Annotated in this window: 20 protein-coding genes and 1 pseudogene; 9 read left to right on the forward strand and 12 right to left on the reverse strand. The window is 44.6% G+C overall.

The window, feature by feature from the left end; genetic code table 11:
• Position 1 precedes the first annotated feature (1 nt).
• The 5 genes from CHRO_RS25810 to CHRO_RS33575 form a co-directional block, all read right to left on the reverse strand.
• Positions 2-2641, reverse strand: a complete 2640-nt coding sequence (locus CHRO_RS25810) for a trans-splicing intein-formed DNA polymerase III subunit alpha N-terminal partner DnaE-N (RefSeq protein ID WP_015157175.1) — start codon at positions 2639-2641, stop codon at positions 2-4.
• A 100-nt stretch (positions 2642-2741) separates the two neighbouring features.
• Positions 2742-3404, reverse strand: a complete 663-nt coding sequence (locus CHRO_RS25815; protein WP_015157176.1) for a Uma2 family endonuclease — start codon at positions 3402-3404, stop codon at positions 2742-2744.
• A gap of 44 nt (positions 3405-3448) precedes the next feature.
• The gene (locus CHRO_RS25820; RefSeq protein ID WP_015157177.1) at positions 3449-4351 is read right to left on the reverse strand and encodes an alpha/beta hydrolase; all 903 of its coding nucleotides are present in this window, start codon (positions 4349-4351) and stop codon (positions 3449-3451) included.
• A gap of 12 nt (positions 4352-4363) precedes the next feature.
• The gene (locus CHRO_RS25825) at positions 4364-6421 is read right to left on the reverse strand and encodes a serine/threonine-protein kinase (RefSeq protein ID WP_015157178.1); all 2058 of its coding nucleotides are present in this window, start codon (positions 6419-6421) and stop codon (positions 4364-4366) included.
• A gap of 340 nt (positions 6422-6761) precedes the next feature.
• A complete protein-coding gene (locus CHRO_RS33575) occupies positions 6762-7181 on the reverse strand; it encodes a hypothetical protein (protein ID WP_219336031.1) in 420 nt (139 codons plus the stop codon).
• Here CHRO_RS33575 and CHRO_RS25830 point away from each other — a divergent pair.
• A complete protein-coding gene (locus CHRO_RS25830; RefSeq protein WP_015157179.1) occupies positions 7157-7366 on the forward strand; it encodes a hypothetical protein in 210 nt (69 codons plus the stop codon). The two genes, CHRO_RS33575 and CHRO_RS25830, sit on opposite strands and share 25 nt — an antisense overlap.
• A gap of 93 nt (positions 7367-7459) precedes the next feature.
• Here CHRO_RS25830 and CHRO_RS25835 read toward each other — a convergent pair whose 3' ends face one another.
• The 3 genes from CHRO_RS25835 to CHRO_RS25840 all read right to left on the reverse strand — a co-directional run bounded on the left by CHRO_RS25835 (position 7460) and on the right by CHRO_RS25840 (position 9630).
• Positions 7460-7636, reverse strand: coding sequence for a hypothetical protein (locus CHRO_RS25835; RefSeq protein ID WP_015157180.1), 177 nt, complete (start codon positions 7634-7636; stop codon positions 7460-7462).
• A gap of 105 nt (positions 7637-7741) precedes the next feature.
• Positions 7742-7909: a hypothetical protein gene (locus tag CHRO_RS32920; protein WP_181824238.1), complete on the reverse strand. Its 168-nt coding sequence runs from the start codon at positions 7907-7909 to the stop codon at positions 7742-7744.
• Complete coding sequence (locus CHRO_RS25840) at positions 7870-9630, reverse strand: alpha/beta hydrolase (protein ID WP_015157181.1); 1761 nt, start codon at positions 9628-9630, stop codon at positions 7870-7872. The genes CHRO_RS32920 and CHRO_RS25840 overlap by 40 nt, the downstream gene beginning before the upstream one ends.
• A 429-nt stretch (positions 9631-10059) precedes the next feature.
• On the opposite strand from CHRO_RS25840, the gene CHRO_RS25850 reads away from it, so the two are divergent.
• Positions 10060-11391, forward strand: a complete 1332-nt coding sequence (locus CHRO_RS25850; protein ID WP_015157182.1) for a hypothetical protein — start codon at positions 10060-10062, stop codon at positions 11389-11391.
• A gap of 111 nt (positions 11392-11502) precedes the next feature.
• On the opposite strand, the gene CHRO_RS25855 is transcribed toward CHRO_RS25850, so the two are convergent.
• Entirely contained in the window at positions 11503-13638 is a 2136-nt protein-coding gene (locus CHRO_RS25855) for an NAD(P)/FAD-dependent oxidoreductase (protein ID WP_015157183.1), read from the reverse strand.
• A gap of 164 nt (positions 13639-13802) precedes the next feature.
• On the opposite strand from CHRO_RS25855, the gene CHRO_RS25860 reads away from it, so the two are divergent.
• Positions 13803-14036, forward strand: a complete 234-nt coding sequence (locus tag CHRO_RS25860) for a hypothetical protein (protein WP_015157184.1) — start codon at positions 13803-13805, stop codon at positions 14034-14036.
• Between the two features lie 11 nt (positions 14037-14047).
• Here CHRO_RS25860 and CHRO_RS25865 read toward each other — a convergent pair whose 3' ends face one another.
• The gene (locus tag CHRO_RS25865; protein WP_015157185.1) at positions 14048-15781 is read right to left on the reverse strand and encodes an iron uptake porin; all 1734 of its coding nucleotides are present in this window, start codon (positions 15779-15781) and stop codon (positions 14048-14050) included.
• A gap of 388 nt (positions 15782-16169) precedes the next feature.
• On the opposite strand from CHRO_RS25865, the gene CHRO_RS25870 reads away from it, so the two are divergent.
• The 3 genes from CHRO_RS25870 to CHRO_RS25880 all read left to right on the forward strand — a co-directional run bounded on the left by CHRO_RS25870 (position 16170) and on the right by CHRO_RS25880 (position 20593).
• Complete coding sequence (locus CHRO_RS25870; RefSeq protein WP_015157186.1) at positions 16170-17675, forward strand: SLC13 family permease; 1506 nt, start codon at positions 16170-16172, stop codon at positions 17673-17675.
• A gap of 170 nt (positions 17676-17845) precedes the next feature.
• Positions 17846-19324 carry a sensor histidine kinase gene (locus tag CHRO_RS25875; protein ID WP_015157187.1) on the forward strand — a complete coding sequence of 493 codons (1479 nt, stop codon included), beginning with the start codon at positions 17846-17848 and terminating at the stop codon, positions 19322-19324.
• 105 nt (positions 19325-19429) lie between these two features.
• Positions 19430-20593, forward strand: coding sequence for a glycerate kinase (locus CHRO_RS25880; protein ID WP_015157188.1), 1164 nt, complete (start codon positions 19430-19432; stop codon positions 20591-20593).
• Positions 20594-20664: 71 nt separating this feature from the next.
• On the opposite strand, the pseudogene CHRO_RS25885 reads toward CHRO_RS25880, so the two are convergent.
• Positions 20665-20874 (reverse strand): annotated as a pseudogene (locus CHRO_RS25885) (hypothetical protein); the annotation flags it as partial.
• A 398-nt stretch (positions 20875-21272) separates the two neighbouring features.
• On the reverse strand, positions 21273-21530 hold the full coding sequence (locus CHRO_RS25890) for a hypothetical protein (RefSeq protein ID WP_015157190.1): 258 nt from the start codon (positions 21528-21530) through the stop codon (positions 21273-21275).
• A gap of 229 nt (positions 21531-21759) precedes the next feature.
• Here CHRO_RS25890 and CHRO_RS25895 point away from each other — a divergent pair, with 229 nt between their 5' ends.
• The 3 genes from CHRO_RS25895 to CHRO_RS34615 all read left to right on the forward strand — a co-directional run bounded on the left by CHRO_RS25895 (position 21760) and on the right by CHRO_RS34615 (position 23285).
• Positions 21760-22368: a DUF3318 domain-containing protein gene (locus tag CHRO_RS25895; protein ID WP_015157191.1), complete on the forward strand. Its 609-nt coding sequence runs from the start codon at positions 21760-21762 to the stop codon at positions 22366-22368.
• 316 nt (positions 22369-22684) lie between these two features.
• Entirely contained in the window at positions 22685-22978 is a 294-nt protein-coding gene (locus CHRO_RS32925) for a hypothetical protein (RefSeq protein WP_106216759.1), read from the forward strand.
• 178 nt (positions 22979-23156) lie between these two features.
• On the forward strand, positions 23157-23285 hold the full coding sequence (locus tag CHRO_RS34615) for a hypothetical protein (RefSeq protein WP_281168610.1): 129 nt from the start codon (positions 23157-23159) through the stop codon (positions 23283-23285).
• Positions 23286-23379: the final 94 nt, after the last annotated feature.

Raw genomic sequence — 23379 nt, forward strand, 5'->3', positions numbered from 1 at the left:
TTTACAGATTTTGGATTGACTTAACTTGTTTTAGATCTAACTCTTGTTCAAAAATCTCATCAATTGGTAACATTTTTCCCTCAAATGTCATAAATTTATGGTCTTTAGTCGCACGAATAATTGAACCATCTTCTAAACAATATTCAAATACTTCTTGTTGTCCTCGATTATGCCATTGAGCAATTGGTTGAGTATAGATAAAACCATTATTATCGACACTGTAAACTGTACATTCGATACGTTCTTCTACAATTTTACCTATAGGTATTGCTCCATATTCAACAGTTAAAATTTCAGTATCGTAGCTGAGACAATACTCTGCGAACTTCATCATCTTCTCAAATAACTCTTCAGCTATTTGTTTTTTCACCCCATTTCTGGCTGCGCCATCAACAAAAAGTTCCCTTTGTTTCTGCATCTCAGAGGTTTTCTTTTTACCCATGGCACGTCTTAACAAATCCGCCTGTCCGAGGGAATATCCGGCTAAATCTTGAGCAATTTTCATAATTTGCTCTTGATACACCATAATTCCATAGGTTTCTTGCAAGATTGGTTCTAATATGGGATGCTCGTTTTCAATTGCTTCTTTACCGTGTTTGCGATTAATAAATTTTGGAATTAAACCAGCATCTAATGGTCCTGGTCGATATAAAGCTAGCACAGAAGAAATATCTTCGATACAAGAAGGTTTTAAATCTCGAACAATCTGACGCATTCCCGAAGATTCTAGCTGAAATACTCCTTCTAACGCGCCTGCTTCTAGCAGCTTATAAGCTTTTTCTACATCTTCAGGAATTTTATCAGTTTCACCTTTAGCTAAAATTTTCTGTACTTTTCTTTCATTTGCCGTAACTTCATACGGATCGACTTTTATTTGGCGATATTGTTCGATTAGTTGAATAGACTTTTGAATTAAAGTCAAATTCTTTAATCCTAAAAAGTCCATTTTCAACAATCCCATTGCTTCGATGTCTTCCATAAAATATTGGGTAATGACATCGCCTTCTTTATTCCTTTGTAACGGGACGATTTCATCTAACGGATCGGATGAAATCACAACTCCGGCTGCATGAACGCCATAAGTTTTGTTCGTTCCTTCAATTCGCATCGCCATATCAATCCAGCGGCGAACGTGGGGTTCGTTGTCGTATCTATCCTTAAACTCTTGTTCTGGTGTTTCGTCAGAAATCATCACCGCCAGTTTAGTTGGCTTACCCCGCACCACAGGGATTAATTTCGCCATTTTGTCTGATTCGGCGTAGGGAATATCTAAGACTCGCGCCACATCTTTTAAAACAGCCTTGGATGTGAGGCGGTTAAATGTAATAATTTGCGCGACTCGATCTTCACCATATCTCCGCGTCACATATTCAATCACTTCATCGCGTTTTTCGATGCAGAAATCGGTATCAATATCAGGCATTGACTTTCGTTCTGGATTCAAAAATCGCTCGAATAACAAGCCATGATGTACCGGATCGATGTTAGTAATTTGTAGGCAATAAGCAACCAAAGAACCAGCAGCGGAACCGCGTCCTGGTCCTACAGGGATGTCGTTATCTCTAGCGTATTTAATGTAATCCCAAACGACTAAAAAGTAAGTTGAAAATCCCATTTTTTGAAGCATTTTCAACTCATATTCCAGTCTTTCCTTATAGACTGGTTCGATTTGATTGCGAGATTTACGATTGAGGCGTTCTAATAATCCTTCCCAAGCAACTTCTTCTACATAAGTATCGGCTGTATGTCCGGCAGGAACGGGATAGTTAGGCAGTCGCGGTTCGCCTAAAATGTGGTATGGTTCGACTTTTTCGGCAACTTCTAAAGTTGTGGCGATCGCCTCTTGGATAATATCATCTGGTAAATGATCGCGAAATAACTGCGCCATTTCCTCAGCAGATTTCAAATACTCCGTCCCGCTGTAGCGCATCCGATTATCTTCGGAAATTAGCTTTCCAGTTTGAATGCATAATAGTGCGTCGTGAGCGTCTACATCAAAACAGGAAATAAAATGGGAATCATTCGTAGCAACAAATTTAATATCTAATTCTCTAGCAATTTTGATGATTTCCACATTCACGGTTCTATCTTCAGGAGAACCGTGATCTTGAATTTCTAAATAATAATCCTTCCCAAAAACATCTTTATACCATTTAGCAATTTCTCGCGCCACATCTGGTTTACCTTGTAAAATGGCTTGAGGAATTTCTCCACCTAAACAAGCACTCGTAACAATTAAGCCTTCGTGGTACTGTTGTAACAGCTCCTTATTGACACAAGGACGGGCAAATATTCCTTTACCTTGAAATCCTTTCAGGTGAGAAATCGACGTAAGTTTAACTAAATTCTTGTAGCCTTTAGTATTTTTTGCTAAGACAACTTGATGGTATTTTCTAACTCGGCGGCGTTCTTTATTTCCAATATCGCCGTTGATGACATACATTTCATTGCCAATAATTGGCTTAATATTCTTACTACGACAAACTTTAATTAATTCGATCGCCCCATACATGACACCGTGATCGGTAAGCGCGATCGCAGGCATACCCAATTCTATCGCCCGATCTACCAGTTGCGGCAGCTGGCTTGCACCGTCGAGTAGGCTGTAATCGCTATGGATGTGTAGACCGACGAAAGACATAGGAGCATCCCACAGTGGCTATGACAGAAGTATAGGATACCAATTTTAGGCACGTTAGGGTACGTCTATTGCATTCTCAGAGGCGGAATTTAACACATTGTTAATTGTTTGGAAGAGTTCTCGTAAATTCTATAACCCATCTCCGAAAAGCCTTGATTGCCACATTTCTTCCCTCTACTCTACTCTGAGTTACATACTGAGGGATCGCTGTTAAAATTGGCAAATTAGGAAAAATTTGACTTTGTTCTGTAGTAACATACTGCCGATCTTGTAACAAGTAAATTTTGAGCGATCGCCCATCATAAATCCACAATTCGGGAACACCTAAAGCTGCATAACTATTCTTTTTAATCTCCGAATCGCTGGTAAGATCGATTTCAATTGCTAAATCTGGTGGAGGATCGAAATTCAGATCGATCCTCTCCTTGCCGCGAATTGCTGCTTCATTTTGAATGTAAAAACAAGCATCTGGTTCTACACCAGCATTCATAACTTGCCGTTTAAAAGTAGTTGAACCCAAAGAGGCAAACTCAATATCAAGTTCTTCCAGTATAACTTTTACTAAATTTCCAATATTTTCTTTACCACTTTCATGACCTGCCAACGGAACCTTAATTTCTAATATTCCTTGATAATATGCAATTCGAGAAGCACGGCGATCGCCCAACTCTACTAATATCTGCTCAAAATCATCCCAACTAATATTTTTCAAAACCAACCTTTGCCCTGGCTGCACGTCAATTTGACTCAATTGAAGTTGCATTGTTTAAAACCTCTTTCTAGATACTGTTAAACAACGAAAATCTCTTAATAACCCTTTGCGCCTTTGCGTCTTTGCGCGACATTTTCATTCTCTACTTGCTTAACAAACTGCTGCACCACTTGAAAATACTGACTCCCTGCAACCTCAGCAGTATTATTATGCCCCGCCTTCGGAACCAAAAAAATTTGCTTTGGTTGCGGTGCAGCTTCATACAATTGTTGACTCATGCTAGCAGGAACTTGCCAGTCGGCAGTACCATGAATAAACAATACTGGCATAGCTAAAGAACCCACCTTATCAATAGAATCAAACCGCTGATGTAATAGTAGCTTGATTGGAAAAATACGATAAATTTGCTGATGATTTACCATATCCGCCACTGAAGTAAAAGAACTTTCGACGATTAATCCAGCCGCCTTTGGTTGCTTAACCGCCAGATCGATCGCCACTGCACCACCTAAAGAATGTCCGTAAATAAAAATCTGATTGGCTGGAATCTTTTTCTCCTTAACTAAATAATTCCAAGCTACTTGTGCATCTTGATAAACTTGCGATTCAGAAGGGAAATTACCCTGACTCAAACCATAACCGCGATAATCAGGGAGTAGTACCGAAAAACCCATACGATGAAATCGGCTTGCATGAGCAACATTTGCCCCGATATTAATTCCATTACCGTGCAAATATAGCAATACTCTGTTACTTGGTGTCGATGCAGGTATCCACCAACTATGTATTTTTTCTACCTTACTAGATGCCGTTTTTACAGGCAACCACACTTCTTGATACTGTAGATTAAAAGCTGCTGGAGTAGTATCAATAGTAGCGCGAGGAAAGAAGATAAATCGCGCTTGTTGAAAGTAGAGAAACAAACAAGCAATGATATACAGACTACCAGCGATCGCAGTTACAGATAGTAGCGATCGCCATAGAAATTTTATCGACATGGATGCAGACTGCTATTCGCTAATTATTAGTTTAAGCTGATAATCGCTCTTACCAGACGCAGTAGATACGACAACAAACTCGTAAAAACCGGATTCTGGTAAATCTCCATCCCAAGTACGATTGCGAGAATCTTCCATCAGCTTAATTTTACCTGTAGGAGAATATACGGAAATTAATACTTGCGGATCGGCTTCCAATTCCAGTTGCATCACTTGTTCTTCTGTTAATTCGGCAACAAAAGTTTTGCCTTCGCCAGACTTCAACCTACCACTAACTTGTCTTTCACTCGTTCCAGAATCAAACTCAATTTTCTCATAAGCGTTTCCCTTCAGGATAGCTTGCAACTTCTCCTCAGCGATCGCATACCAAACCTGATTAATTGGTTTGTTCATAAAATTTTGTCCCCGCTGTTGGGGAAACATTTGTAAAAAGGCAGCATCAGCTAAATCGTATAAAACTCTATTACTTAGGTTTAGTTGATACAATTGCTGTTGCCAACGCGATCGATCTTTTTGCGAGTAACTACCCAAACGCTTGCGAGTTTCTAAGGGCAGAAATTGCAACCAATCTAAACAGTCCGCCGCCAAATTATCCCAATCAGCCCTAATTTTTGCATCCTCTGGATTCGCCGTGAGACGACGACCTTTATACTGAGGATATCTTTCCCAAAAAACTTGGTCTACTAAAGCAATATAATATCTGTTATTTATCCCCATTCGCTGGCGGCGATCGCGCAATTGATTTTTCCGACGTTGTTCGGCAGCAGAAAACTGAGGTTTAGCGACTACTTTTGGCGACTGAGGTACTTTCTTGTCAGTTAGATTTGATTGAAATTGCAACCAACCACTCACTGCTAACCAACCCATATATGCAGATATAATTCCTATTGGTAATGCAAACCAAATTTTTTTGGTTTTGAAAAAAGTAACGCTAGGAATTTTAATAACTGGCTTCGGAATGTTAATTGCTGGTTTGGGAAAATTGTTAACCAACAGAGAAAAATTAATAACTGGCTTCGGAATGTTAATAACGGGTTGGGGAATATTAATAACTGGCTTGACAGCAACGGCAACTGGCGACTTATTAACTGCTACTGTCATGGGAGTAGGTAGGGGTGTCGCAGCGGTGCTATGCTGCTGTAAGAGGTGTAAAACGTGTTGTGCAGAATGATAGCGATCGCTAGGGCGAGGAGATAGCATTTTATCTATCATCGTCCCCAACATTGGCGTAAGACTGACTTCTCGCCGCCAGTGCCATGTAAGATGGCGATCGTCGATTAATTCTTGTGGTTCTTTACCTGTAAGTAGAACTAATACCGTAGCAGCCAAGGCATACAAATCGCTGTGAGGATAAACTACCCCCTGCTGCATTTGTTCGGGTGGTGCGTAGCCGACTTTTCCTAGTAGCGTAGCGGTATGCATTCCCCTACCAGACTTAGCTGATGAAACAGTCGCAACAACTTGTTTGACACCACCAAAATCAATTAGCATTGGTAGGCGATCGCTAGCGCGTAAAATTAAATTTTCTGGGGAAATATCCCGATGAATGACTCCTACACTGTGGATGTAATCTAATACAGGAAGAATTTGCTGCAAGAGGTGAACGATCTCTGTCTCGCTAAAAAATTTTCCTTGCTGCATTCTCTCATCTAGCAGGCTACGGTAGGTTTCCCCTTCTACGTAATCTTGAACCAGAAATAAATGTTCTTTACTGTCAATTTTGACGCGAAATAATTCGCGAAAGCGGGGAATTTGCGGATGCTGCAATTTGTAAAGCACTCCCGCTTCCCGTTCAAACAATTCTGCTGCTTTGCGTAAAAGAGTATTACTCTGTGCTTGCGGCGCAAATTCTTTCAAAACGCAGAGTTCGCGAAAGCGGTTAGTATCCTCCGCTAGATAGGTGCGCCCAAAACCACCTTGTGCTAGCAAACGTACGATCGAGTAGCGATCGCCTAACATCTGTCCTGAATACAAGCCATTTCCCGACGCTAGAGACAGCTTCTCGCCGCAATGCATACAAAAACGACTTTCAGGCAAGTTTTCGTGACCTTGAGTGCAGTATACGGACATATGACAGCGAAGGAGTTATGAGAAGCGAGGAAATTCGGAATTCGGAATTCGGAATTCGGAATTCGGAATTACGCACCATCCCAGCTTTTACAGGGCATTATGAGTATATCTACAAATTTAAATAACTCACGCTCTTTCTCTTTAACTCATCTCCAGTGACACTTTTTTCAGTTATCAGTAGACCTCCTGCGTGAATACTTGAATTGTCATCCACACGCGAAGCGAAACATCTGGGAGACTCTTCACTACACTGCGTTGCGTACCCTTCGGGAAGGCTTCGCCAACAGAATGACATCCATGATTTTTTGACAGGAGTTACGCAGTCGATCCCCCAACCCCCTTAAAAAGGGGGCTTTATTCCTCCCTTAAAAAGGGAGGAACTAGGAGGGATCGTCGAGGACTGAAACTCAAGTGCGTAACTCCTGTTTGATTCATGCAGGAGGTCTAGTAAACAGTGGTACGTGATGAGTGGTGCGTGATGCGTGAAGAAAGGGTGTAGGGTGTAGGGAATTAGTAGTTGCTCCCTTGTCTCCCCCCTCTCCCTTGTCTCCCTTGTCTCCCTTGTCTCCCTTGTCTCCCTTGTCTCCCTTGTCTCCCTTGTCTCCCTTGTCTCCCTTGTCTCCCTTGTCTCCCTTGTCTCCTCTTTATCAAGAATTCTTAAGCTGATGAACGTGGGTGCAGTTATAGCCTGAGAATATTGAGAAATAAATCTTGGTGCAAGAGGGATAAGCCATAATGTCGATCGCTCGAACTTCCACATCTACACCAAAAGTAAGAGATACTAAGCTGAAAGAGCAGGAACTCATTCAGCAGATTCGGGCAGAATTAGTGTCTACAATTAGAGTTACGCCAGATGAAGCATTGGCAGACTGGCAGAGAACCTCTATTGGACAGGGGTATTTTAGCGGTACGTTAGAAAGCGAAATCTATCGTTCTTTTTTGTAACTACCTGTTTTGCAACTACGATGGTTTAGTGGCGATCGCAACTCACATATGACCGCATCGATTGGTGAACCTACCGAACCGTAGATCGCTGAACTACGAATTACTGTCGCTTGTCTTACCACGGATTAAAATACTCACAAGCGTCCAGCCTGTCCACAAAACAGCTGAGACTAGCAGGAAAATCATCAGTAAGGCTAAGCCAGAAAACGGCGCTACGATGAAGCTGAGTAGCAAACCCAACAGTAAAATCATCAATAAAGTCTTGTCCATTACCATTTAACTCCTCGTCTCGATCTCATTCACCAAGTTAGCAAGCGCGATCGCAAATTGACCTCTAACTAGAGTTATTTGTCATTGGTCATTGGTCATTGGTGATTATTCTCTCCTCAGCTCCCTCAGCTTCCTCAGCTCCCTCAGCTCCCTCAGCTCCCTCAGCTCCCTCAGCTCCCTCAGCTCCCTCAGCTCCCTCAGCTCCCTCAGCTCCCTCAGCTCCCTCAGCTCCCTCAGCTCTCTTTTCTCCCCCGCCTGTAAGCTTGAGGACAAAAATTCTGTTGGGCTGTGACCACCGTACAGATAGAATTAGCTAGCTGGGTTAGTGGTAAGGATGAAACGAGACTCACATCTAGCGGTGCTTGGCTGACGGTTTGAATATAGGAGGAGCTGAGATAGGGACGATACTGGGGGTTTCGATCGAGATAAGTTTCCATGAATGCCACGCTCAAAATGCTAACGTAGCGACGTGCGATCGCCGGATTGGGACCGATAACTTGTGCGGGTAGGGGAATCGGATCGGCATCTTCCGCTGCTGATTCGCCAATCGTAGAAAAATGGCTGGCGCGATCGATGGAGAGCAAGTATTTTCGCTCTGCTGTTAACCAAGCAAAAGGAATAATCTGTTCTGGTAAGGCAGGAGCAATTGTATCTGCACTGCTGCTGACGATCGCTATGGGAATTTGAATCTTCCTCAACCCTAATTCCCCAAAAATACTACTAGTAAATGGGTTAATGGCGATCGCGGCTTTAATTCTCCAGTCTTTCAAATTATCTTGAGTCAATGGTAAAGCCAAAGCACGACACTGAAGCAGTAGCGATAGATTCCAGATATCTTTAGGGTTGTTACAATCTTGACGCAATTGACTAAAATTCAAGCTTGCGCCTGCTAAAGCTAAGGCAGTATAACCGCCAAAAGATTGACCAATAATCGCTGCTCGTTGTACATTCAACTGCCAACTGGGATTAACTGCATTCAGTCGCTCTAATTCATCCAATAAGTATTTCACGTCTAAAGGACGGTTGACAAATTCGCTTGGCTCTGCTACTTCGGCTGCTTGACCGGAAAACAGCGATCGCAATTGTTCTGCATTGCTACCAGGATGTTCGGGAACTGCAACAGCAAAACCATAACTTGCCAGTTGCTCGGCTAGATAAATAAAACTCGTGCGATCGCTCCCTAAACCGTGGGATATGACTATGACTGGGAAATTTTGGTAGTTGGTAATTGGTAATTGGTAATTGGTAATTGCTTCCTTGTCTCCCTGTCCCCCTTGTCTCCCTTGTCCTACCTGCTCCCTGCTCCCTGTTCCCTGCTCCCTACTCCCTGCTTCCTGCTCCCTGGGTAAATAAAGATCGGCAACAAAAGCCCGATCGCGGCGGCGATCGCTTAATTTTAAGGTTTGCTTGCTCCAACTAAAACGTCCGGGCGATCGCAAATCTGGTAACTGAGAAAAATTTATTCCTTGGACTTGAGCAGCTGCGACTGTCGAATTTTCGGAAATTAAGGCGATCGCTCTGCGTGATTGGCTAATCAAGGTTTCTAGGGCTTCAGCCATCTGAAGCATCCGCCCCATATTAACTCGTACGTTAGTCGGAAATTTGTGTAGTATGTTCAGGAGTGTTAAGCCTTTTGGATCTGCTGCTGCTAAAATGAGTGCCGAGCGCAGGGCATAAAATCCCGATTGCCGAGATTCAGTTTGGACAACCTCGCCTAGTCTTTTTAACAGGGTTGTTCCAGTTGGCGTATAAAGAAACTGGGATACTGCAACCGGACTTAGATCGATCCGTTTGAGTAAAACTCGTTGTAATTGTAACAATCGTTGGGGACTGACATATGCTGCATAGGTAGCTAACTCGTCGTCAACTATGCCTTTTTTAGCGTAGCTTTCCAAGGAGTTCACAGAAATAGACCGTTCGATCGCTCCATAGGAAATATAAATTTTTTTGCCGCGATCGCGGAGTTGGCGATTCCAGGTATGGGTAAAAACCACAGTCCTAAACTACTTACCACAACTCCTAACCAAGTCCGAGCCGGAAAATTAAATGACATAGAGCAAATAATTAATTAGTGATGCACATGCGCGCATTCGCAAGTCAGAAGCATCTAGCCACCAGCCACCAGCCACTAGCAACTCACTACTCACTTTCCACTGACAACTGACTTTCTTCAATTGAGGTGGTGGAGGTAAGATAGCTACAGGATAGAAACGAGAGTAACAACTCGCGCCTAATTATTTTATATTTCTGCATACAGAATTTGGGAAAAGTTACCAGTATAAATACTGAAAAATTCATTTATGGTAGAAGATCTATTTTTTTTAAGAAAGTCTGAATCTTTAAAAAAATCTTTTAAAAGTGGATGAATAATAGAAAGTCTGATATCGGGGCAGCTAAGAATTTTTACAGCGGGGTACAAGACCATGAGTGAAGCAGAAAAAGTCAATAGTGCGCCATTTGCTGAGTGGTTTAATTTTGCTAATAGTGGGCTTGCCGATGGTGAGGCATCCCCAGCAAACCAAGACGAAACCAATTTATCTGAGTCAGCGGACGATGCTGCTGTTGCCCGCGATGTTTCTGTGGAACCAGAACCCGCAGTAGGTTCTTGGTCGTCCGTTGCTCGTTGGATGGACTCGGCAGAGAATGGTGGAGCATCCTTAACTCCTGAAGAAGTCGCGACGTTATTGAGTTTCATCCAAGAGATGCGCGGCTCCAACACCAAACTAGTAGAACGGGTAATTCAGTTAGAGAGAGCGCTAGAAAACAGCCAAAATGAATTGCATTACATCAGAGGGCGATCGCGCGAGGCAGATTTGAAGCTTGCCCAAAAAATTCAAGCTCAGGAGCAAGCGCGATCGCAAGTAGAATCTTTATCTGCCAAGCTAGAGACGGCAGAACAAGCCATCCAGCAGCAGAAAATTGTGGTTGAGACCCTTACCGATGACTTAAACGCCAGCCAAGAACGGATCGCTCAAATGGAAAGAGAATGCTCTCTCGTGCAGTCTAGATATAATGAGCAATCCTATCAGCTCATGCAAGTCGAGACATCCTGCCGCGATCTCCGCTCTCGCTTACTGCGCCAGCAACGCTACACCATGCAGTTAAAAGTAGCGCTAGAAAAGTGCGCGGAATCACCCGCTGCCACAACCGATCGACCCCCAGAAAATCATGCTAGTAGTTTGAGAACGCAATCGTTATTCCCCAACCCGCAACCGATTACTCCGTGGTCGATTCAAACCCCGAATTTTATCGATCGCGACCGACAAGAATCCTCAGATTCACCATTGAATGAGTGGACGGCGGAAAACTTTTTGAGCGATCGCCAAGCGCCTTACAGTTTCAATTCCACCCCCAGTACTGGATCTTTCGATTTGCAAAGTGGGAATAGCTCCGCAGAGCAAAGTTTTTTCTTTTCAGAAACTAACCAAGAAGTAGACCTAGACGATTTCTTGAGTTTGTTACAAGAAGAAGCTTCAGCAGAGGCGATCGAGACTGACGATACAACGTCGCTCGACCTCGATCGGCTCGCGCCCCAACCACAGATATCAGAATCGCACCCAACCAATGAATCGCAGACGGAGGAACCAGCAGGCGAAGCAGAAGCTTCCCCTGCCGATGCTTCCCCATCCAGCCAGAATCAGGTTAACCTCAACTGGCCCTCACCAGTTGTTTATCCCTGGCATCCACCCAAAGGTAGAAAATCACTAGCATCAATTGAATTACCAAAATTTCCACGCAGAAACCAGAATCAGTGAGCGGTTGTCAGTTGTCAGTTATCAGTTGTCAGTGACTAGTGGAACCGGTGACAAGAATTGAATCTGGTTCCACTAGTCACTAGCCACAAGCCACTCACCCACAACCAACAACTAACTACTAACCACATCTTGAGAACCAATTGCAGGCGTGCGGGGATGAGGGGCGATCGCCAGTTGGGGTCTTCCCATACCAGTTGTTAGGGCGTAGCTTTGTGTCAGCAGCCTCAACCACAATCTGGGATAGCGGCGTTCTAACCACGGCTGGATCTGGCGCAAGAAACTCGGCAACCAGCCGCTAAAACAAAGACTCAACAAGGAATTCCAGCTAAAGTTGAAGTAACTCAGCAGCCATCGCAGCAAATCTTTAGCTCCGGCTAATTCCCAAATCCAGAGCAGCAAGACGGGATTTTTTCTGGCAGCTTTCAGCGCCAAACGATTAAAAGTAAACCAATCAAAGCGGTCCTTGATAAAGCGATCGGCAACTTCTAAAGGTTCGTCAGTCAACAGTCCGAAGAAATTATTCAGCATCGAGTTGACCCGTTCTGGTGGTAAAAATTTACCCGTGGGAACCATCATGCCTTTAGAAAACATCCAAGTCACGGCAACATTGCTTTGATAGGCGCGAATTTGATTCAAATCGCTAGCACTGAGCAAATCGTGCTTTAATGCCGTATCTAATAAGGCTGTAAGACGGCTGAGATTGCGAACGAGGGAGCCAAAACCAGTAAAGACGAGGGGAGATTGCAGCGAAGCTGCATCGCCGATCGCGACTAAGCGATCGAAAGCAACCGTGCGATCGCGACTCCCAACGCTAAAATGTCCCGGAATATAACCAAACGTAGGTTTTTTCCATACGAGTTTATCTAGGTCGCAACGGCGATACTCTGGCAAAATCGTGAAAAAGTCCTCGTACATCTCCAGCAACGAACCGGGATTTTCTGGATTGACTTGATGGTAGTGAAACAAATAAACTGTGATTTCTTCGCCCGCACCAGGAAATAATTCCCAAATTAACTGTCTTCCCCGCGAAATGTCGCCGTGGCTATTGAGTACATCGCCATATTGAGCATCCCATACCCCAGGCTCAAAGCCGCCATTAATTACCGCTCCTACCGTCGGACAGACGCTATCAAAAGCACGACCGCCATTGAGTTGCCAAGCAATCGGAGAAGCTGTCCCCATTGCATCTACCAAAACTCGTCCGCTGGCTTGTTTTTGAGTTTGGCTGGGTAAATGCCGAGCTTGTAACGTAACTTGCGATCGCTCGATATCAGCGCGGAGAAACTCGGTTTCGTCCCAAATTTCACCCCCCGCAGCTTTTAACTTTTCTCCACACAGCCGCAGTAACCTTTCTGCATCTAAGGCTATATTCAGCACCGTTGGAGTATGGAGGATCGGTGCTTTTAAGTGGGGTGGATTGTTCCCATCGAAAAACTTATTAAATCCGTCTTTATATTCTCGTGCGATCGCACTTTCGCATTCTGCGGGAGTTAGCAAACCCAGATCGATTAAACTTTGTAATTCCGTGCGAGAAATATTCCACTCCCGATTCATCCGTCCAAATGGCAAACGCTCCAACAACAACACGCGATAACCCAGTTGCGCCATCACTGCTGCATGAATTACGCCTAATGCGCCACCGATGTAAATGAGATCGTAGGATGGCTGTAGAGACGTTACATGTAACGTCTCTACATTGTTTACATGTAACGTCTCTACATTTTCCCTAGAAAACACAACTTGACGCGGCTGCTGCGGATTCTGCACTCCTTCGCGCCACCTTTGCTCCCACCAGTAAACTCGCTTGAGATCGTATTCGCCATTAGGCATTTGCTGAAAATACTTGACGGTGAGGGGGTAGTGGGGAGCAAGCGCCTCAAAAATAGATTGTTGGGATAAATCTATTGCTGGTGGTGCGGGATAGTTATGAGGAAACTTAATTCTAATCTGCTTTACAAGACTTTGCAGAATTTGCCGTTCTCCTGGTAGGGGAGAATCTGCCCAACGGAAGACCTTGAGATATGTAGTACGCTGTACAGACCAAACAAAAGCGGAGATCTCCCCTAGCTTTTTTGCCGTTGGATCTGAAATATTTGTCTTTATCGCTGTATCTATAGGTATTTGCAAGCGAAAACCTTCAGGCGCGATCGCTTTTTGCCCGATTTCTGGTTCAAATTCCGCTTGCAACCAGTGCCGAACGACAGATGTGTCTGGTGTGGGGATTTCAATGTACAAGAGTTCTTTCATCTTGGCGCTTTTGTCTATGGGTAAACTACCAATTTGGACAGAGGTGACAAGGGTTTAGACTAGGCTAAGCTTGCCAAAAATAAGCTTGCTTAGAACAAGTTTAAGAAAATTTACAATTGTGTTTGGATTTATTAAAACAGTTTTTTATCTTGTAAACTCCCGCCATGCATTATCCCATCCCAACCAGCCCCGAAGAAATTATTAATCTCAGACAAAAACCAATTAGCGATGAATTGGTAGCCACTGCGATCGCGGGCGTGATTCAGTTCGTCCGTTCTCAAGGACAATCTTTAGAACAGCTAACTGCCCAACTGCTTGCAGATGATAGCTTATTAGACGATCGCCAGCGCCGCAGGCTGAGCGAGATTGTCACTCAGGCGTGGGAAAAATTTGCCTAATTGTGTAGCACTCAAAACTCAAAAGCAGTGCGAATTGTTCCAATCACGATGTCTTCGTTCTCAGTATTATGATTTGGAGCTGTCAGCCAAATCAAACCAGGGGTGATAGAGATATTATCTGTAGCTTGGTATCTGTAGAAGCCTTCAACGTGAATTGAAGTATTGGGGTCGCTCGATTGCCCTATCGCTCTTAAACCGCTACTCGTACCAGTTAATTTCGGTTGCATCCCGATTATAATTCCGCCGAGATTGCCTTCTTTGCCCAGATCGGGAAATCCGAGGGTGATGGCGTAATTCCAAATCGATCCATCTCCCAAACCGATCGCGCGAGCAGCAGTATAGCCCACCCAGCCACCGATCGCAAAATCCTCGCTAATTCTGTAACTGGCTTCAATGCCATAGGAGTTACCGACTACAGGCAGTTCGAGATCTGGCGTGCCGATTTGAGTTAAATTAGCGGCTGTACTACCCGTACCTGTATCTAAACCTTGACCGGCAGCTCCATAAGAATGAATATAAGTTAAGCCTACAGCAAGGCGATCGCTGGGCGTTAATGTTAACTGAGCGATCGCGCCGTAATCGCCGTTAAATAGTCCCGCACCAGCTGCCGGATCGTTAGCATCTCCAGCCAGATAAGCGAAATCAAAACTCATTGCCTCAGATAACTGTAACCTCGCTCCAATTCCCGTGTTGCTATTGGGGACGCGATAAATAGGATTGCGTCGTCCAAAGCGAGAAATTGCCCCCGTATCGCTATCTTCAAACAAAGGGTTGATTACATCCGTAAAATCATCGCTGTCTGAATCGTTGAATTGGAACAACAGCGTTATTTTTTCACCCACTGGTAGTTCATATTCTAGGTTCCCCAGTTCCACGCTTCCTTCGGTGTTCGAGTCAAAACCTAAACGCCCTTCATCTGTTGGCAAGTCAAATTGCTCGAAGTTGCCAAAATCAAGCCTGGTGGTCAGTAAGTCCTTTCCAGTAAAACTGGTTTCAAAAGCAAGTCTGCTTCGACTTTGCAGCACTGTATTGTTGTCGTCGCCCGCTCCGCCAAAAGCATCGCTGAGGGCAAAAATCACCGTTCCTTCTAGTTTGGTGGTGGTAGAGAATTGATTAGATTCTAACTGAGCTGTCTGTACCTCTAAGCGATCGACTCGCCCGCGTAGAGTCACCAGTTCGGTAGCAAAATCAGTTTGCAGTTTTTGTAGGGTGGCTAAGTCTGTTTGAGTTATAGGATTGCCAGTTGCGATCTGTTCGTTGATTCTTTCTAATGCTGCATTCAACCCTGCCGCAAATTCATACCGCGTCATTGCCCGATCGCCTCTAAACGTGCTGTCTGGATAGCCAGCAATGACTCCGTAGCGCTCCACTAAAGATTGCAAGGCTTGAAAAGCCCAATCGCTAGGCTGGACATCAGATAACTGCGAAACAGACGTGACTTGGCTCATCTGAAGATCCCCCCAACCCGCCCGATCGAGGGGGGCGAAGGGGGGATCTTTACGATCGCGACGCTCGGCGATCGAAAACCGTTTTTTATCTTGGTTAATGTTATCTATGATACTAGTAGTTTGAGGTATGTCCTTTGATAGTTGAAAGTTGTTTTTTATACTTTGGCGCTCGTTGCTGTTCGGGTCAATATGTGTATGTTGCAGAATTTGTTCTGCTATGACTGTAGGAGAAAGCAATAATTCGATCGCTAGAGGAGCGACGATCGAAATTAACTTTTTCATTAAAGTTTGGTTCATGCTTACTATTTTTATTTATTTTTTGAAATTAAAGCAACTATATTTGAAATTTCATAAAGTTGAGTTTTCAAAGGATTTCTGAAGCATGTTTGGATAATTTTGCTCGAATAACCTCTCTTTTAATTTTCACAAGTGCAAAAATACGAAATTTCAAAAAGTGCAAAATTACGTTTGCAGAAATACTAGAAATCGATCTATGAAAAAAGCTAAATTGAGGTAAAAACTTCTGCCTTCCATCCCAGGGTAGATACTTAGACAAGAAATTAAATTTACTTTAAGAAGATGTTAGTCTCTGATTAAGCACGGGCGATCGCTTGTGTCAATCGAGTGAAACAATCACTCAGTACAGGTCGTCATACCGCACGTTAGTTGGTGACTAGGAGGAAAGATGAATAAAGCTGCTGCCACTCAAAAGGCAGGTAGCAAGGAGCGACTAGGCACGACTAGCATTTGGTCGCGCATTGAGAGCAAGCGCCCTCTACCTAAAACTCACCCACGTCAGCGACGGTTTCGTTGGGTGGTTGATGCCGTGCTACCTTTGGCGCTGACTCTCATAGCAGGAATCGCCATTCTTCTACCAAGTTCGCTGCCAACAGAGGCGCGATTATCTCTGTTTGCCTTTGCCTTAGCGGTAATCTTGTGGTCAACCACATCCCTGAACGCAGCCTATGTTGCCCTAGCAACGGTGGTGTTGCTTATATTATCTGGTGGTAGCGAACAAGAAGCGTTATTTGAGGCACTGGAATCAGACGTAATTTGGCTGATGATCGGTGCTTTCATTTTGGGTGGAGCCGTACAGCAAACGGGCTTAGCGGCAAGATTAACGCAGTTGGTCGTCAGTCGCGCCCGGAATGTCAGCAGTGTATTTTGGCTGTTGACAACTATATTAATTCCCTTGTCTTTCGTTATTCCTTCCACTTCTGGCAGGGCAGCTGTAGTCATTCCTGTATTTCGCAGCATTGCCAACGCCGCAGGCGATCGCCGCATTACCCGTGCAATGGCGCTACTGATGCCGACAATTATTTTAGTTGCCACGATTTCTACTCTCATTGGTGCTGGTTCCCATCTGATCGCGATCGACTTGTTAGACGAAATTGCTGATGTCAAGCTCTCTTACGCACAGTGGGCGCTTTATGGCGTGCCGTTTGGAGTTGTCGCTAGTTATATTTCTTGCTGGGTAATTTTGCGCTTATTTTTAGACAAAAATCGCCGCCAGCGCCAACTTCAGATTCCTTATCAGCAAAAAAAACCCTTTTCTACAGCAGAACGAACAACACTGCTTGTCGTTTTGGTCATGGTAGGGCTGTGGTTGACGGAAAGTTGGCATGGGTTGGAAATCGCCACCGTTACGGTGATTGGGGCTTTAGTACTAACTGCACCTAGTATTGGAGTCATTAGCTGGAAAGATGGGTTGAAAGCAGTTTCTTGGAACTTAATTGTATTTGTGGGTGCAGCTTTGGTTTTAGGCGAGGCGTTGATTGAATCTGATGCAGCCGAATGGATTATCAACCAGCTATTTGCCGCAAGTGGCATTGCTGGCACAGAATCGCGCCTCTTGATCTTGCTCGTATTATCTCTAATTGCCCTGACTTCCCACATTTACATGACTTCGCATACAGCCAGAGCTGTAGCTCTAGTCCCAGCGCTGTTATATCTAGGCAACAGCTTGCAACTCAATCCCGTAGCGGTTTTATTCCTCAGCAACGTCGGCATGGACTATTGTTTGACTTTTCCCGTCAGTTCCAAAGCGCTGTTGATGTTTCAAGAATTAGAAGGCGAAACCTATAAACCAGCAGACTTATTGCGTCTGAGTTCCGTACTCTTGCTAGTTCATTTGGCACTGATCGTGGTGTTCTATTACGGTTACTGGCAATGGATCGGCTTAAGGCTATGACGGTTATCAGTGACCAGTGACTCCTGACCAGTGACCAGTGAAGAAAGGGTGTAGGGTGTAGTGAATTAATTACGACTTGCGACTTGCGACTTGCGACTTGATAGCTGCTCCCTCAACTCCCTCCGCTTCCTCGGTTCCCTCAGCTCTCTTCCCCCCTGCTCCCTTAAATTATGAATTTAAGAAAGAAACTATTAACAACATTTAGCGGGTTGGCGTTGCTGGCGCTGGCAACGGCGGGTGTGACTGTGTGGGCGATCGCGCAGTGGCAAAATAGCGAACGCAGGTTGCAAGGACATTATCAACGTAGTTTATTGCTGGAGAGCGTCAGAACGGCAACTTTTCGGGCTTTTAAAGAATTGCCAGATGCGATTATTAGCGACGATCCAGATGCACGACAAGAATTTGAAGCCTTTCTCAAACCAGCAGAAGCCGATTTTAAGCGCTGGGCAGAATTAGCTGATACTGAAGCAGAACGAAAACAAGTTCAACAAGTTCGCAATGCATACATTGCGCTGATCCAGGATGCCCGCGAAGCTTTTACTTTAGTAGCACAAGGTCAACGCGATCGCGCCTTTGCAATTTTAGAAAAACAACTAGAAGACATAGACTTTATTAGATTTGAGCAAGTCACTCAACAAGCCGTTGCTTCCGATCGCCAAAATCGCCAAATCATCAGCCAGCAAACACAAAATACGCGGCAAACTGCGCAATTAGTTCTAGCGATCGCGGCTTTTGGCACAATCTCACTGATGTTGCTTCTTGCAGCTTATTTAGCTTCAGATTTATTTGCACCATTAGAAGAGGTAGAGGAGGCATTAGACGACGCAGCTAAGGGAGACTTCAAACGCCGCCTCGGTGAAGAACGTCAAGACGAGCTAGGAGCAGTCAGCCGAGCTTTCAATCGAATGATGGAGGCAATGGCAGAACGGCAGCAGGTTGCAGGTTTGGCTGCCGTTCCTAATGGTGTTGTTAAAGATGGCGTAGAAGATTCTGCTTGGCAACATTTGCCTTCACGAGTCACTTTGCATCGATTATTGTCACAATTGCGATCGCGAGTGACTCAGTTGCAGCACCACAATGGTTTTAAGGGCAACGAAGAATTTGACGGGCAACAACGGGCGGCGATCGGGCAGCTCGATCTACTATTACAAGCCGTGTCGCGAATTACTGATTTTGGCTTTCCCTTAGATTTGAATCTTGCCCGTACCGATATCAGAGCGCTGCTTTACGATCTGCTGCTGCGGTTCCAATCCGAACTCGTCGAACGCGCCGTGAGCGTCGATCTGGATATTGCTCCAGAAGTCAGTTATGCAGTTGTCGATCGCCCGAAGTTACGCGAGGTTTTGAGCGAACTCGTACGGAATGCCTTAGCAGCATTGCCAGAACAAGGTGGACGTATTGGTTTGCGGACGCGCATCGATCCTGATGCTACGAATCTTTTAATTGAAGTCGCTGACAACGGCAAGGGAATTCAACAACCCGCGATCGAACGGGTTTTTTCTCCCACAGTCACTACCAACGGTCAGCGTGCAGGCGTGGGACTTACCTTAAGCAAAGCGATCGTCGAACAGCATGGGGGTCAACTCACCATTGATAGCGAACCTGGTCAGGGAACATACGTACAGATTTCATTGCCACTACGCGAATAAGAATTCGGAATTCGGAATTCGGAATTCGGAATTTGGAAGTCAAAAGTCAAAACATATCCTATTCTCTACTCACTACTCATTACTTACTAATTGCAGGAGATAATTATGAGCTTACGTATTTTGATTGCACCTTCGGGATTTAAAGAAAGCTTGGAAGCTGATGAGGTAGCAGATTGTATTGAAACGGGAATTTTGCGAGTTTTACCCGATGCTACTATCCACAAAGCTCCCTTAGTAGATGGTGGAGAAGGGTTCACCAAAGCCCTCGTAACAGTTACGGGCGGGACTTTACACCATCTGACGGTCGCCGGTCCTGTCGGACAGCCTGTAGATTCTTATTTTGGGTTTCTGGGTAATACGCAGACAAAAACTGCTGTCTTAGAGATGGCAGCGGCAGCGGGACTGAGATTAGTGCCGCATCACGAACGTAACCCTCTAGTGACAACAACCTACGGCGTGGGAGAACTGATTAAAGCAGCGCTAGATGCGGGTGCAGAACGGATACTGGTTGGTTGTGGCGATTCCGGTACGAATGATGGTGGTGCGGGAATGGCGCAAGCTCTGGGAGTACGCCTGTTAGATGCAGATGGGAAGGAAATCGATCGCGGTGGTGGCGAACTGATAAAACTAGAACGCATCGATCTTAAAGATCGCGATCGCCGTTTGGAATCGGTACAAATTGATGTGGCGTGTAACTGGCACAATCTGTTGTGTGGCGAAAAAGGTGTAGCGCGAGTATTTGGACCTCAAAAAGGTGCTTCACCAGAAACTGTGGAGCAGCTAGCCGCAGCACTCGATAATTATGCTGCTATTATCGAACGCGACATGGGTATAGACGTGCGAGAAATGCCCGGAAGTGGCGCTTCTGGTGGCTTGGGTACGGGCTTGTATGCTTTATTAGGGGCAAAATTGCATCCTCGCTATGACATTGTGATGCAATATCTCCACCTCGATCGCTTATTAGAAGATGCCGATCTGGTGATTACAGCGGAGGGAAGTATTGACTTTCAAACTCCACGCGGCAAAATTCCGGCAGAAGTGGCACAAAGAGCCAAGAAATATCAGCTACCAGTTATTGCCCTTGCCGGAACTATCGGGCGTGATGCTGAGGTGAATTTCAATTGCGGCATCGACTCCTTTGAAAGCATTCTCGATGCACCTTGTAGTTTAGGAGATGCGATCGCCAATGCTCCAGAACTCGTTACTAAGGCTGCCGAACGGGTTGTCCGCTCTGTTTTAGTAGGACAGAAATTAGCAACTGGAAGTTAGAAAATAGCGGGGGGAACTGAGGAAGCTGAGGAAGGGTTAGGATTCCTAACTTCCTGTTTCTCCCGATGCCCCGACTTTGGTTTCAGGAACAACCAAGCGATGAAGAAAAAGGCGGCTGTAAACAGCTGGAGCGTATCTACGCTCGATAGGGAGCCATCAGAGAAAGAAGCAATGCTTCGGTCAATGATGCCAAATAACCAAAAAGATATTCCCAAAAACCAGATCCCGTTTCTGAGATAACTCAAAAAGATAGATGCTTCCGATGGCGAGCGATCGCTCATAACTTTATTCCTATAAATTCAACGAGTCATTGATTGGGCAGCAATGTACGGACTTTTCGGTTAAATTCTCTGTCTGGCTTTGCCTCCAGATTAAGAAATATTTCTTTTAACCGCCATTGTTCTAAAGAAGTATTTCATCAGCTTGACAAGCGTACCGTTATTTGTATCGTATTCTATCTCATCAAGACAGATTTGCCCGTTGCCAACAGGAATATTTGCTTGAATTTATGGTTTTTGGTAATGATTTCTTGACCAGCTATCAGTGACTAGTGACTGGTGACTAGAAAAGATTCCAGCCAAAGCGTCATCGGTTCCACCAGCCACTTCTCAATCACCGTCTTCACGGAGTAGTGTAGCGGAGGGCGTTTACCGTCAACCACCAATTACCAACCATCAACTTAACGCTCGCAGTCTTCTTTCGGTGTTAAATCTGAAGGGGGGCGATCGTTACTCCATGCCCACCAGACACAACTGCATTGACACTGATAAAACTCTTGCCACTTGCGACGGTTGTTTTCGGTAAATACGGGCGATCGTCGATTTAGCCAGACTCTTTCTGCTTCGCGGCTACCAGAACGACAACGGGGACAACAAAATTCATTGGCATGAGTTGCCTGTTTAGTCCATTGAGGCGGAATCGGTGCAAATGCATCCATTGAAGAGATAATTTTTTAAGTCTATTAGTTTATTATCAGCGATCGGCAAACAAGGTGTAGGGTATAGGGTGTGAGGTGTAGTGAGCTTTTAACTTGTGTACGAGCGGGTTTAGTAAACAGATGGACAGCCTTGGCTGGAAATTTTACCTTAAATCCCACCCATCCCAATACATGATTTTTGACTTTTAACTTTTGACTTTTAACTTTTGACTTTCCCCATCCTCTACTCATGGAACCAACTACTGAAATCCGCCGCCTTCTGGACTTGATGCCTGCTTCCGGTCGGATGTTGACTAAGATTGTCGGTAAGCGGGAGCAAACTAAAGTTATCGATTATGCTTTTCCTATGCCGTGGCAGCAGGAACGTCGCATTTCCATTAATTTCGATCTCTGGCGGCGGCTACCCCAACCACAGCGAGATTTGTTGCTGTTGCGGACTGTTAGCTGGTTGACGGCAGTAAAGTGGTTTAAACCGGACGTCTATCAGGGAGTTGTCTTAGCGGGGCTTTTGGGGACGGTAGTAGAGATCGTGCAGGGGGATGTGGTGGGTACTGTGGCAGCTGGAGCATTAACCGCGATCGCCGGGACTCGGATTTGGCGCAATAACCACAGTTCTCAAATTGAGGTAGAAGCAGATGAGGCAGCAGTGCGCGTTGCTGGGAGGCGGGGTTATGCTGAGGCAGAGGCGGCTCAACATCTGTTGTCGGCAATTGAAGCGGTGGCACAGATGGAAGGACGACCGACTTTAGATTTTATGGAACTACTCCGCCGTCAAAATTTGCAAGCGATCGCCGGACTTTCTTCTGCTGGTATTCCAGAAACTCTCAGAGAAAAATAATCAATAGATTACTTATTTAATAAGCACAATAATTAGCTCTAAAAAGGGGTTGTCCCGTGCTATTTTTGCTGCTACAATTTAGCGTGTACGCTTTATAATGGGAATATTTGAAAATCTAAAAATTCGTCTATAGTTCCATTATAAAAAAGAGCTTATCAAAACTAAATTGCGAAGTCAACATCTCTTTGCCTTTTTATTCATGACAATTCCTTACTAAAAATTTTCCGATCTTTATATAACTGAATATAACTGACTCATATCAATTCAACATGAAGCTGCATATAGAGGTAAGCAAATTCGATAAGTTCACATAGCCATGAGCCGCCCATTTAAGATTGAGATCGCCGAGAGCGAAAAGGAACTAAAAAAACTCCTACAAACAGCTGTGATTCTAGTAACTCTCAAACAACTGTTGGCACAAGGTAAGTGTGTGTATTACTTGTGTCAAGATGAAACTAGGGTTGGACTCAAAACCCTTACAGGAAAAGTGATTACTGCTTCTGGAGTCAAGCCCACTGTTGGAGTAAAATGGCAACGGGAAAACTTCTGGATTTACGGTGCGATTGAACCATTGACTGGGAACCACTTCCTTGAGAGTATCCAAAATTGAATAGTGAGTGTTTTCAACAGTGCTGGGACTGGCTATCTCAGGAATTAGGCTCGGATTATGCCATTTTACAGATCGAGCGAGCATCTGCTCATACAAGTTCAGCAATTCGTTGACCGGAAAATATTATTCCTCTGTTTCAACCAGCATCAGCCCCTGAACTCAATCCGATTGAGAGACTTTGGCAATTCCTCAAAAACCTCTCAAAAATCAACTTTTCTCTTCTCTACAAGATTTACGCGATCGCATCCCAGAAATCTCTTCTTCTAACTTTATTCTAGAAGCTCTTTTCTATGCAGCTTCATCTTAAATTGGGCTCAGCCCTCTTCTGTCAAACTGGGGTGAAACCTTGATTTTTCGTAGGCTAAAACCACGTAGATTCGTTGAATTTGCCTAAAGTGACA

The sequence above is a fragment of the Chroococcidiopsis thermalis PCC 7203 genome, assembly GCF_000317125.1.
Taxonomy (GTDB): Bacteria; Cyanobacteriota; Cyanobacteriia; order Cyanobacteriales; family Chroococcidiopsidaceae; genus Chroococcidiopsis; species Chroococcidiopsis thermalis.

Bases quoted from the DNA above. Each gene is read 5' to 3' on its own strand.
- CHRO_RS25810 (WP_015157175.1), bottom strand. From the start codon at position 2,641: ATGTCTTTCGTCGGTCTACACATCCATAGCGATTACAGCCTACTCGAC.
- CHRO_RS25815 (WP_015157176.1), bottom strand. From the start codon at position 3,404: ATGCAACTTCAATTGAGTCAAATTGACGTGCAGCCAGGGCAAAGGTTG.
- CHRO_RS25820 (WP_015157177.1), bottom strand. From the start codon at position 4,351: ATGTCGATAAAATTTCTATGGCGATCGCTACTATCTGTAACTGCGATC.
- CHRO_RS25825 (WP_015157178.1), bottom strand. From the start codon at position 6,421: ATGTCCGTATACTGCACTCAAGGTCACGAAAACTTGCCTGAAAGTCGT.
- CHRO_RS25830 (WP_015157179.1), top strand. From the start codon at position 7,157: ATGTCGATCGCTCGAACTTCCACATCTACACCAAAAGTAAGAGATACT.
- CHRO_RS33575 (WP_219336031.1), bottom strand. From the start codon at position 7,181: ATGTGGAAGTTCGAGCGATCGACATTATGGCTTATCCCTCTTGCACCA.
- CHRO_RS25835 (WP_015157180.1), bottom strand. From the start codon at position 7,636: ATGGACAAGACTTTATTGATGATTTTACTGTTGGGTTTGCTACTCAGC.
- CHRO_RS25850 (WP_015157182.1), top strand. From the start codon at position 10,060: ATGAGTGAAGCAGAAAAAGTCAATAGTGCGCCATTTGCTGAGTGGTTT.
- CHRO_RS25855 (WP_015157183.1), bottom strand. From the start codon at position 13,638: ATGAAAGAACTCTTGTACATTGAAATCCCCACACCAGACACATCTGTC.
- CHRO_RS25860 (WP_015157184.1), top strand. From the start codon at position 13,803: ATGCATTATCCCATCCCAACCAGCCCCGAAGAAATTATTAATCTCAGA.
- CHRO_RS25865 (WP_015157185.1), bottom strand. From the start codon at position 15,781: ATGAACCAAACTTTAATGAAAAAGTTAATTTCGATCGTCGCTCCTCTA.
- CHRO_RS25870 (WP_015157186.1), top strand. From the start codon at position 16,170: ATGAATAAAGCTGCTGCCACTCAAAAGGCAGGTAGCAAGGAGCGACTA.
- CHRO_RS25875 (WP_015157187.1), top strand. From the start codon at position 17,846: ATGAATTTAAGAAAGAAACTATTAACAACATTTAGCGGGTTGGCGTTG.
- CHRO_RS25880 (WP_015157188.1), top strand. From the start codon at position 19,430: ATGAGCTTACGTATTTTGATTGCACCTTCGGGATTTAAAGAAAGCTTG.
- CHRO_RS25890 (WP_015157190.1), bottom strand. From the start codon at position 21,530: ATGGATGCATTTGCACCGATTCCGCCTCAATGGACTAAACAGGCAACT.
- CHRO_RS25895 (WP_015157191.1), top strand. From the start codon at position 21,760: ATGGAACCAACTACTGAAATCCGCCGCCTTCTGGACTTGATGCCTGCT.
- CHRO_RS32925 (WP_106216759.1), top strand. From the start codon at position 22,685: ATGAGCCGCCCATTTAAGATTGAGATCGCCGAGAGCGAAAAGGAACTA.